6 protein-coding genes are annotated in these 8567 nt (G+C 59.0%); all 6 read left to right on the top strand.

The window, feature by feature from the left end:
* Positions 1 to 523: 523 nt before the first annotated feature.
* Positions 524 to 1582 carry an alpha/beta hydrolase family protein gene (locus ABX749_RS12965; protein WP_372896360.1) on the top strand — a complete coding sequence of 353 codons (1059 nt, stop codon included), beginning with the start codon at positions 524 to 526 and terminating at the stop codon, positions 1580 to 1582.
* Positions 1583 to 1587: 5 nt separating this feature from the next.
* Complete coding sequence (locus ABX749_RS12960) at positions 1588 to 2370, top strand: creatininase family protein (RefSeq protein WP_372896359.1); 783 nt, start codon at positions 1588 to 1590, stop codon at positions 2368 to 2370.
* Between the two features lie 18 nt (positions 2371 to 2388).
* Positions 2389 to 3063 (top strand): tRNA (adenine(22)-N(1))-methyltransferase TrmK, encoded by a 675-nt coding sequence (locus ABX749_RS12955; RefSeq protein WP_372896358.1) that lies wholly within the window; start codon positions 2389 to 2391, stop codon positions 3061 to 3063.
* 171 nt (positions 3064 to 3234) lie between these two features.
* Positions 3235 to 4770, top strand: a complete 1536-nt coding sequence (locus ABX749_RS12950; protein ID WP_372896357.1) for a TolC family protein — start codon at positions 3235 to 3237, stop codon at positions 4768 to 4770.
* An 89-nt stretch (positions 4771 to 4859) separates the two neighbouring features.
* Positions 4860 to 6155 (top strand): efflux RND transporter periplasmic adaptor subunit, encoded by a 1296-nt coding sequence (locus ABX749_RS12945; RefSeq protein ID WP_372896356.1) that lies wholly within the window; start codon positions 4860 to 4862, stop codon positions 6153 to 6155.
* A 13-nt stretch (positions 6156 to 6168) separates the two neighbouring features.
* Positions 6169 to 8567, top strand: a 2399-nt coding sequence (locus ABX749_RS12940) for an efflux RND transporter permease subunit (RefSeq protein ID WP_372896355.1), incomplete at its 3' end; no start/stop codon positions are given.

Raw genomic sequence — 8567 nt, 5'->3', positions numbered from 1 at the left:
TCCTGAGCGCTCACGCAAAGCCGCCAAGAAGAAGGCGAAGAAAATAGGACTGGAAGGAGTGGGGGCGACACGCTGCCAGTTTGATCCACCATGGGTCCCGGGTTCTGACTTTTGCGGCTTGGCGTCTTTGCGTGAGACCTGCAGCTTCTCCGTCCTGAGCGCTCTCGCAAAGCCGCCAAGAAGAAAATGAAGAAATAGGACCGGAAGGCATGGGGCCCAGCACGCTGACAGTTTCATCCACGATTGGCGCCGGGTTCTGACCTTTGCGGCTTGGCGGTTTTGTGTGAGACCTGCAGTTTCCCGTTCGGAGTGTTCACGCAAAGGCGCAAGGCGAAGAGAGGGGATAGAACGCGGGGTGAATCGTTGCGTCCGGCGCTCTATGCGGTTAAAAATCGTCTGGCCGGCTTCGGTTGCCAGTGACATCAACTTGGCCGAACGGTGTAGCATATCCCGCATTGATGGGTGCAATGGAATCGCAAGCTGGAAGTTTACGCCACGAACCGCTTCGAGGAATATTATTTTGTTGTTGATTCGGGATCATGCCGTCGGACTGTTTATTGCCGCGATGATGTTCTTCAGTTTGCATGCGGCTGCGCAGGTGCCGGGCTACCCGGAGGGTGTCCGTGAAGTTGACTATCGATCCGACGGTGACGGTTCGATGCAACCGACGTTGATCTGGTTTCCAAAATCGGACGAACCGGTGCCGTTGCTCGTGGCGTTGCACACGTGGTCGAGCGACTATCGTCAAACCGGCGGTGAGGTTCAGTACGCGGAGTGGTGTCGGCAAGCAGGCTGGGCCTTCATTCACCCCAATTTTCGCGGTATCAACAAGACGCCCGAAGCGATGGGGTCGGATCTTGTCGTTGCCGATATCCGCAGCGCCGTCGACTTTGCCAAGTCCGAAACGTCGATCGACGGGAATCGAATCTACTGCATCGGTGTTTCCGGTGGCGGGCACGCATCGATGTTGATGGCGGCACGTGAGCCGGAATTGTGGGCCGGGGTGTCGGCCTGGTGTGGCATCTCGGACATTGCCGCATGGCATCACCAGTGCAAGGGAACGTCATTCGATCGCTATGCCACCATGATCGAGTCGGCACTGGGTGGCACGCCGGATGCCTCGACGGAACTTCGTGACGCCGCCTGGCATCGTTCCCCGCTGAACTGGATCGCCAAGGCCGATCGGCTTCCCCCCTTGGATCTCAATCATGGCATCAATGACGGGCGGGCGGGGAGCGTTCCGTTTACGCATTCGATGCTGGCGTTTAATGCCGCCGTTCCGGCGCCAACGGCGTTGAACGTCGATGCGATCGACAAGCTGTACCAAACGCGCAGGGTGCCGGAGGAGTTGCAGCGAATCAATGCAGCGAGGCCGGATTCGTTGTACGGCAACCATGTTCCGGTTTTTCGCCGAACCGTGGGGACGAGCCGACTGACCCTTTTCGACGGTGGTCACGAAATCGTTCACGAAGCGGCACTCAACTGGCTGGCCGCCCAAGCGAAGGGGCGGCCCGTGAACTGGAATCCGAATCGATTGATTCCGTTCACCGTTCAACCCGATGACGAGCAAAGCGGAAAGTAAACACAATGCGCCCCTGGATCCTCTCGGAAATCAACTACGGCTTTGTCAAAGACTGTGATTATCAAGTCGCCGTGCTACCGACCGGGGCGACCGAGCCCCACAATCTTCATTTGCCTTACGGAACCGATACGTTCCAAGCCGAAGCGATCGGCAGTCGCGCCTGCGAAGCCGCCTGGGATCGCGGCGCTCGCGTGGTGATGTTGCCGCCGATTCCGTACGGCACCGAAACGAATCAGGTGAAGTTTCCTCTGTCGATGAATCTGAACCCGAGCACGTTGGGCATCATCATCCGAGATCTCGCCGAGTCGCTGACCCATTGTGGCATTCGGAAACTCTTGATTCTGAACAGCCATGGAGGAAACGAATTCAAGCCGCTGCTACGGGAGATGCACAACCAGACTCCGTGCCGATTGTTTTTGTGCGATTGGTTTCGAGGGATCTCGGCCGATGTGCAGCGAGAGATTTTCGAAGATGCGGGAGACCACGCCGGTGAAATGGAAACCTCACTCGGGCTGGCGTATTTTCCGGAGTTTGTCGATGTTGATGCGACAGGCAAGATCACTGCCGACGATGGGGCGGTAAACAAAACACGATTTGACGCCGTCAATCAGGGCTGGGTTTCCATCACGCGTCCCTGGCACTTGCTGACACGCCAATCGGGATCCGGAAATCCACACCCCGCCACGGCTGAAAAAGGACGCCAGCTGATGGACGTGCTTGTGGAGCGATTGTCGACGTTTCTCGTTGAACTTGCCGAGAGTGACGTGGACGAGCGATTTCCTTTTTGACAACTGCTTGTTCTCACCATGCCGAAACTTGATGAACGCCTGAAAGCGGTGGCGGTGCAGATTCGCAGTCGCGTGCATGCCGACATCGGCTCCGACCACGGGCATCTACTCAAAGCGTTGTTGACGTCGGGACGGATCGAACGTGGGATCGCAATCGAAGTGAATCAATGCCCCTTCGAAAACTCGCGGTCGACGCTGAGTGGACTGGCCGCCGACGTCAGGCTCGCCGATGGGTTGGAAGGGCTGTCGCCGGGCGAAGCGGACAGTTTGAGCATCTGCGGAATGGGCGGGGAATTGATGACTCGAATTCTGGAGACCTATCCCGGCCGTGTCCCGCCCGACGTGGTGCTGCAACCCAATCGTCGCCCCGATGCCGTCCGACGCTGGGCCTTACAAAGCGGGTTTCATCTGGTCGAGGAACAACTTGTCGTTGGGCGTCTGCGTTACGTGGTGATGCGATTCCGGCTGGATCGGTCAACCGCCGAGTCGGCCAACGATCCGGCCTACGACGCGGTGGATCGCGAAGCGGCGTTGCTGTTCGGGCCGCTGCTGATCAAGCGCTGGGAAACCCGATTTCGAGAGATTCTGGTTGAGGAATACCAATACTTGATGCGTTTGGATCAACGGACGGACGATTCTGCGCAGCGACTGAAGGCGCTCTCAAAGCTGCTGGACCGCAACGGTCGTCCCTGATGGCGACAGCGTGGCCCCCGGGTGGACCACTTTCTGGCGAAGGTCGAGTCATGCCGGCTGCAACGATTGAATCGATTTGCGCTGCAATACTCGATCTATCGCCCGAGACGGTCGATCCATTGATCACGGCTCGATCGACTGCTGATCGTTGACACCGCACTGGAGCAACCGATGACGCAACCACAACGACAGCCACAGACATCACAATGGATGACTTTACTGGTCGTGATGATGGTGTCGGCCGGTTGCAAGTCCCCCCTGCCTTGCTGTGATCCAACCTTGGTTTCGCGTGAGATGTCGTGGCGGGCGGGTGCCGGAATCGAAACGCTGCCGCCCGGACAGGAGCACATTCCCGAAAGTGTCGATCTGCAAGACGGCCTCAGTGAAGATGAAGCGGTCGCGACAGCTTTGACGAACAATTCTGCCTTTCAAGCAACGCTCACGCAGTTGGGAATGGCCCACGGCGATGCGGTCGGGGCGAATTTAATCGCCAACCCACAACTGTTGATCTATTTTCCGACCGGGGCAAAGGAAGGCCAATACACGCTGTTTGCGCCGATCGAATCGTATCTGCTGCGTCCGGCACGAGTGAAGGTAGCCAACCGCGAGTACCGACGGATCGGTGACCAGCTGGTTCAAAATGGTTTGGATCTGGCACGCGATGTTCGCGTCGCCTATGTCGATTTTGCTCTGGCGCATCAGCAAGCTGAGCTGGCGGGCGAAGCGTTGGAGCTTCGCCAGGGTATTGAACAGCTGACCGAAAAGCGACTTGAGAACGGCGAGATCAGTGAGTTGGAAACGATCGCCGCCCGTGTGGACCGACTCAACGCCAAGGCATCGACCGGGGTCCAGCGTCAGAACGTTTCCATCGCTGAAGCGGCGCTCACACGTTTGATCGGTGTGAATGATCCGCCGGCACCGTTGATTCCGTTGCCGCTCGATGCCCCCCCGATCGTCTCCGTGGACGAGGCGGAGCTGATTGGGCAGGCCTTGGCGTGTCGCCCCGACTACCAAGCCGCGCGCTGGTCCGTCGCTGCCGCTCGCCAGCGCAGCCGTCTTTCGCGCTGGCTGTTTCTCCGTTTCGACGGTGTACTGGATGTCCGAGACGGTCCGGGATACACGGGAACCGGAGCTGGATTGAGGGCTGACCTTCCGATCTTCAATCGAAATCAGGGCGGGATCATCCGAGCCGATTGGGAAGTCCATGCCGCGTTGCACACCCGTGACGCGATTCGAGACCAGATTATCGCCGACGTCCGCATTGCGAGGCGGCAATGGAATCAGGCTCAGCAGAACCTGCGGATTCTAGAAAACGAGGTTCAGCCGGCCTTGGTCGATGCGTTGGAGATCGCTCAAAAAGGATTCGCCGACGGCGGCACCGACTATCTGCTGGTGCTTCAGACCACCACACAGTACCTGGACGCCAAAGCGAGGATTCTGGATCAGAAAGCAGCCTCCGCTCGCGCGTTGGCAGAACTGGAACGAAGCGTCGGCTGCCATCTTTCCGCCGGTGTCGTCGACGTTGACCGACTGACATCGAACACGCAGATCGACGGACTGGGGGAGGAGCCGATCTCCCCCGTCCCACCGATCAACCGACCGGAATCAGCCAGCGATTTCGGCCCACTCGGATTTGCGTCGCTGTTGCGAGACGAGAATCTGTTGGAATCTGACAACGGAGCGTTTCGGCGGCGCGACCGCGACTAGAATGACCGACACAGCGCTTCGTAAACATCTCCAGTGATGGGCTTCCAGGCTCGTCGAGTCCGACATGACAGGCTGGAAGCCGATTCCACATGACCCAACCGAGACGCCTTGGTGACACCGTTCGATTTGCCGCCGGCGGTGTGATGATCGTTTCGTTGATGGGTTTGGGATGCACCAAGACGTCTGAAAAGTCCAAAGCGGAATCGATCCAACCGGCCAAGGTAGAGAAACTTCCCGTCGAGACGGACTTGTCACGGATCACGTTGACCGAAGACGCCGAGCGTCGCCTGGGAATCACGACGGCCTCGGTCGTCGAGCGAGCCGTGTCGCGTCGTCGCACCTTCGGCGGACAAGCAACCGTCCCCGCCGGCAAATCGATCCTTGTCTCGACACCGATCGCCGGTGTCGTTGCCCAAACCGATGCGTCGGGAATCCCCACGCCGGGGACCGACGTGAAAGCCGGCCAGGCATTGCTCTCGTTGATGCCGCTGCTGTCGGTCGAGCGTGATGTGCCGACGCCGGCCGAACAGGTTCAATTGGCCGGGACACGCGCCAACTTGATGGCCGCGCAAACGGTTGCCGCCGGTGACGTTGAACGCGGCATGGCCGAGGTCGAAGCTGCCAAAATCGCATTGGATCGCGCCAAGCAGTTGTTTGCCGATCGAGCCGGCGCGCGGCGCGGTGTCGATGATGCGGAGGCCACATTAAACATCGCTCAATCGACGCTGGACGCGGCCAAAGAAAGGAACGCTCAGCTCACAAAACTTCTCGGCATGCTGGACGTTCCGTCGTCCGAAGAGGAACCGACACCGCTTTCGATCACCACCCCGATCGGTGGACTGGTCAACCAGATGAACGTCAGCGTGGGGCAAACGGTGGCCGCCGGCGCGACACTGTTTGAAGTCGTGAATTTCGACACGCTCTGGATTCGGGTTCCCGTGTTTGTTGATCTTCTTTCCGCGGTTCAGACCAGCGAACCGGCGCGGCTGGTTTCTCTGTCGGGAGATGACCTGTCGGCAGTGCCGGCGATTCCGGTCGCGGCGCCTCCCACGGCCGACGCGACGTCGTCGTCCGCCGATTTGTATTACCAGGTCGACAATCGCGAACTGGGCTTGCGGCCCGGACAACGCATCGGCGTGGAAGTTCCAATGTCTGCGAGCGAGCAATCCTTGATCGTGCCGGTGGGTTCGATCCTGTATGACATCTACGGCAACACCTGGGTGTACGCTCGAACCAGCGATCGACAATACGAGCGACGTCGGGTCGCACTCCGATTCGTCGATGGCGAAGACGCGGTGCTGCGGTCCGGGCCGGCGATCGGAACGCCCGTCGTCGTCGATGGCGCCGCAGAACTCTTCGGCACGGAGTTCGGAGCCGGGAAGTGATTCCGGATCGATCATGAACTGGCTGATTCAAACGTCGTTGCAATTCCGCTTGCTGGTTTTGGTGCTGGCCGTGGCGCTGATCGTCGTCGGCGTTCGCACGTCCGACTCGGTTCCGCTGGATGTGTTTCCCGAATTCGCACCGCCGTTGGTTGAAATCCAAACCGAAGCTCCAGGGATTTCCACCGAAGATGTGGAAAGTCTGATTACGGTCCCGATTGAGAACTCGGTCAATGGGATTCCGTTTGTGCAAACGGTGCGTTCAAAATCCGTGCTGGGTCTGTCGAGCGTGCGGCTGATTTTCGAGCCGGGCACCAACCTGTTGACCGCGCGGCAATTGGTCCAAGAGCGACTGGCATTGGTCTCCAATCAGTTGCCGATGACGGCCCGACCGCCGGTGATTTTGCCACCGCTGTCGTCGCTCAGCCGGTGTTTAAAGATCGGTTTGTGGTCGGACACGCAGTCGCAAATGGACATGACGGTGTTGACCAAGTGGACGATCCGTCCGCGTTTGATGTCGATCGCCGGCGTCGCCAACATCGCCGTCTGGGGCGAGAAAGAGCCGCAACTGCAGGTCGTTGTCGATCCCGATCGTTTGCGTGCCAGCAGCGTCACGCTGGACACCGTGATTCAAACCGTTCGTGATGCGACGGCCGTTGGAGCGGGCGGATTTCTTGATACAGCCAACCAGCGGCTTGCGCTGAGACATGTGCCGGCGGTCTACACGCCCGATCAGCTGGGCGAAATCGTTCTCAACACGGGAACGTCGCCCGCCACGCCCCTGCCGGTGGCGGCGACAATCGGGACGCCGATCAGTCGCCGCTCGACCGCTCCGTTGCGAATCAGGGATGTCGCCGAGGTGACCTATGATTACGAGCCACCGATCGGAGACGCGATCATCAACAGCCGACCGGGGTTGCTGTTGATCGTCGAGAAACAACCTTGGGCAAACACATTGGACGTGACCCGAAACGTCGAGCGTGCGATGGAGGAGCTGAAGCCCGCAATGGGAGCGGTCGAATATGACACGACCGTCTTTCGTCCGGCGACCTTCATCGAACGGGCAATCAACAATCTCGGCAAGTCGATGTTGCTGGGTTGTGTGTTGGTCATGATCGTGTTGCTGTTGTTTTTATTCGATTGGCGGTGCGCCTTGATCAGCGCCACCGCGATTCCACTTTCGTTGCTGGCCGCCGTGTTGGTGCTGTACTATCGCGGCGGGACGATCAACACGATGGTGCTGGCCGGACTGGTGATCGCACTCGGCGAAGTCGTCGACGATGCGATCATCGATGTCGAGAACATCATCCGGCGGTTGCGTCTGAACAACAAACTCGAACGGCCCCACAGCGCCTTCCGTGTCGTTTTAGATGCCTCTTTGGAGGTTCGCAGTGCGGTGGTCTACGCAACCGTAATTGTGATCTTGGCGTTTCTTCCGGTCTTTTTCCTGACGGGATTGGCGGGAGCGTTCTTTCGTCCCTTGGCCGCCGCCTACATCCTGGCGATTCTCGCTTCGTTGTTCGTCGCACTGACCGTCACGCCGGCGATGTCGTTGGTTTTGCTACCCAAATCGTCTACGAAGCGATCGATCGACGGGCCGCTGGTTCGGTCGTTGAAGCGAGCGTATCGAACGATCCTCGGCACAACGATTCGATTTAAATGGGGGACATTGCTGTTGACGGCCATGGCCTTCGTGGCGTTGTTGTCGACGATTCCGCGTTTGGGTGAGCAGCTGATGCCCAAATTCCGCGAGACGGACTTTCTGATGCACTGGGTTGAAAAGCCGGGCATCGGGATCGACGCGATGGATCGCATCACGTTACGCGCCAGCGAGGAACTGATGGCGGTCGATGGGGTTCGCAATTTCGGTTCCCATATCGGTCGAGCGACGGTTGCCGACGAAGTGGTCGGCCCGAACTTCACGGAGCTTTGGATCAGCATCGACGACGATCAAGACTATGACAGCACCGTCGCGGAGGTCCAGACGATCGTTGACGGATACCCGGGTCTGTATCGCGATTTGTTGACGTACCTGACCGAACGCATCAAAGAAGTGCTGACCGGCACGAGTGCCTCGATCGTCGTCCGTGTCTATGGCCCCGACATGGACCAACTTCGCAACACCGCAGCGGAGATTGAATCGGTCATCAAACCGATCGAAGGTGTGACGACGTTGAAAGTCGAACCGCAAGTCCTGGTCCCGCAAATCGCCATCGACTTGCGCGTCGACGCCGCAGCGGAGTTCGGCCTGACGCCCGGGCGGTTGATGCAAAGCGTCACCACGCTGGTCAATGGCATGCGGGTCGGTGAAATGTATCGAGATCAGGCCATCTTTCCCGTCATGGTTCGCGGTGCGAAGCCATTGCGGACCGATTTGGCGACCCTGGGTGAGCTGATGATCGATACTCCCTCGGG

The sequence above is a fragment of the Stieleria sp. genome, assembly GCF_041595215.1.
Classification (GTDB): domain Bacteria; phylum Planctomycetota; class Planctomycetia; order Pirellulales; family Pirellulaceae; genus Stieleria; species Stieleria magnilauensis.
This window is presented reverse-complemented; position numbering and strand designations above follow the sequence as displayed.